The following is a 3,086-nucleotide window of genomic DNA, read 5'->3' on the forward strand; positions in this document are numbered from 1 at the left end:
GCGCATCGCTAATGACCGCTTTGGATATATTACTACGACCAAGGTTAGAAAACATCGGCTGAATATAATTTAGGACGTCCATCATAGCACCGATACGATGCGGCCCTTCGGTGAGCAAGTGATTGATAATACGCTCATCAAACTGCCAACCGCGGCGACGTAAGATAGATTGTAGCAAAGCTTGACGGTCTGCCAAATCATGACCGGTTGGCACTTTAAAGCTTGGCGATTGCGCCAAACGGGTAAGGAGGTCTGTCAACTGAAACGGTAATTCGGTCGCCGGTTTGTTGGAGGCAAAAATCAGCTGCCGTTGCCCCTCTCGGCTACGATTAATTAGGTGAAATAAGGCTTCTTGCCATTGGCTGCTTTGCTCAAGCACTTCTAAATCATCAATCGCAATCAGGGAAAAATTTTCTAAAGAGGATAGAACATTGACATCGGTATGAATCAGCTCATTTAATGACAGACAAATCGCGGATTTGTCCATCTCAATAAACGACTCACAGATGGCGGATAATAAGTGCGACTTGCCCGTCTCTGGGCTGCCAAATAGGTACAGCTGACCTATCAGGCCGACATGTAGCTGCCGCACTGCATCGATAATAGACATCCAACCTGGACCGGCAAAGTCGCTGAGACTCGCATCATGCTTAATGTCCAGATTGAGACTTAGCTGTGCTTCTGCCATGAATCATCAACTCGGTTTGCGTAGCGCAATCACTAAAAAGGCTAAACGACTAATATTCTGTAAACTGGCTTTGCTAACTTTCACATTTAGCAAAGCCAACCTAATAACGGTAAATACCGTTAATACTGCGCCTATATATAACATATTTGCAAAATGACTGACAAGTCTTTTACCCATTAACCCCAATCAATTCTTATTCATAGAATGTCTGGGCGATTTATTTTTCTTCAAATAACGCCAATTGTTTACGGCCTTTATAAAAGTCAGTGGATCGATAATAGGCGTACAAATGACGGAATAAAACGTTGAGGACAGCGGATACCGGTAGCGCAATCAGCATACCGACGAAACCAAGTAAACTCGCCCCTGCCAATACGGCAAATATAACCCACAACGGCGATAAACCGATTTTGTCGCCCAACAATAATGGTTGTAAAATATAACCCTCTGCTGCTTGTCCGACCAAAAACGCGCCAACCACCAAGGCTAAATAAGTCCAGTCTAAACCAAATTGGAATAAAGAGGCAATAATCGCGGCGATAAATCCGATACCAAAGCCTAAATAGGGTACGAAGCTTGCGATACCAGCCACCATACCAATAATCAAACCAAGCTCAAGCCCAATAAGCTGGAGCTGTACGGCATAAATGACGCCCAATAATACCATGACCAATAGTTGACCTTTAATAAATGCCATCAATGCTTGATCGCATTCTCGAGCAATGGCAACCACTTTTTTGCAATAAGGCGCCGGAATTGCCATTTTCCAAGTATGCAGACGCTGATCCCAATTAAATAGGAAATAAAAGGTTAAAATCGGCACCAGTACAATCAAGCCAGCATTATTAATAAAATTCATACTAGAGGCCAAAATTTGGCTCATCATGCTGCTGGCATCAGCGAATTTATAATTGGTCTGCATATAATCAACTAAAGTATCAGAGAAACCTTTGCTTTCTAATTCTGGCAGACGAATACGGCTGTTATTGATAAACCACTCACGTACGACTTGATTATACCAATTTAATACTTTAGGCAGATATTCCCACGCCGCTTGCAGCTGATGCCATAAAGTCGGTATTAACCACCAAAGCAGCAGCACCATGCCAAGCGTAATCGTCGAATAAACGATGATAATGGCTATCCAACGCTTGATATATTTTGATAAACGCTTAACCAGTGGGTTAAATAAATAAGCCAGTACAAAAGCCACGACAAACGGCACGATAACCGGCATCATCAAATACAATAAGAATACCGCTATAACAATCGCAACGACGATAAATAAGCGCCGAAAAAAGGGATCTATTGGTTGGTTTATCATTAAGGGTAACCCTACGATTAAGTCTATGTAAAATTCTGGCGTCTAACGGTTTGTACACTGAAATATGTCTTCAGCGGCTTTATATTTGTCATGGTCATTAGCAGCGTCATTGTCGTAGGTTTTGCCAACGACTTTGGCGTTCTATTATCGCAGAGTCGAACAAAAAATCAGTCATTTTTTGTTTCTTAATTTTTTATTGCACCTAAGACAGCTTTATTAGCTCTCTTCTGCAAATATCCGCCAAATATTGGCAAGTTGCTTTGCGGCTAAGGGTCATTTTTGGGTATAATGCGCGCACTATCTGCAAAATTAACACGACCGATCCGCTTTTCTACTGACAGACCTTCATTCCTTATAAATTTGTGAGATGACCATGAGTAACAAGCCTTCTTTAAGCTACAAAGATGCTGGCGTTGATATTGATGCCGGCGATGCGTTGGTGCAACGTATTAAATCAGTGGCAAAAGCCACCTCTCGTCCCGAGGTTGTGGGCGGACTTGGCGGTTTTGGGGCGCTTTGTCGTATTCCGACTGGTTATACCTCACCGTTGTTGGTTTCGGGCACCGACGGTGTCGGTACCAAGCTCAAATTGGCCTTGCAATTAAACCGTCATGACACTATCGGTATCGACTTGGTGGCTATGTGCGTCAATGATTTATTGGTTTGCGGTGCTGAGCCATTATTTTTCTTAGATTATTATGCAACGGGCAAGCTTGATGTCGATGTCGCGGCAACTGTTGTCACGGGCATTGGCGAAGGCTGTAAATTATCAAATTGCGCGCTCATTGGCGGCGAAACCGCTGAGATGCCGGGCATGTATCAAGACGACGATTATGACCTAGCGGGATTCTGCGTAGGCGTGGTCGAAGAAGCGGAAGTCATCACTGGCGAAAACGTCAGCGAAGGCGATGTATTAATTGCCCTTACTTCAAGCGGCGCGCATTCTAATGGCTACTCATTGGTACGTAAAGTCATCGAAGTCAGCGGTGTCGATGTGACGACAAGCGATGAGCAATTAGACGGTCAGCCTATTCAAGATGCGCTGATGGCACCTACCCGCATTTATGTTAAAGC

General features: G+C 43.8%; 3 protein-coding genes. 1 reads left to right on the plus strand and 2 read right to left on the minus strand.

All coding sequences use genetic code 11. The features are described 5' to 3' along the window. On the minus strand, nucleotides 1–688 hold a 688-nt coding region (gene hda, locus V7D75_RS08385; RefSeq protein ID WP_333614199.1), incomplete at its 3' end, for a DnaA regulatory inactivator Hda. A gap of 217 nt (nucleotides 689–905) precedes the next feature. Continuing rightward, complete coding sequence (locus V7D75_RS08390) at nucleotides 906–2,012, minus strand: AI-2E family transporter (protein WP_333614200.1); 1,107 nt, start codon at nucleotides 2,010–2,012, stop codon at nucleotides 906–908. A gap of 373 nt (nucleotides 2,013–2,385) precedes the next feature. Here V7D75_RS08390 and purM point away from each other — a divergent pair. Continuing rightward, on the plus strand, nucleotides 2,386–3,086 hold a 701-nt coding region (purM, locus tag V7D75_RS08395), incomplete at its 3' end, for a phosphoribosylformylglycinamidine cyclo-ligase (RefSeq protein WP_333614201.1).

The organism is Psychrobacter sp., from assembly GCF_036731945.1.
Classification (GTDB): Bacteria; Pseudomonadota; Gammaproteobacteria; order Pseudomonadales; family Moraxellaceae; genus Psychrobacter.

Bases quoted from the DNA above. Each gene is read 5' to 3' on its own strand.
- V7D75_RS08390 (WP_333614200.1), bottom strand. From the start codon at position 2,012: ATGATAAACCAACCAATAGATCCCTTTTTTCGGCGCTTATTTATCGTC.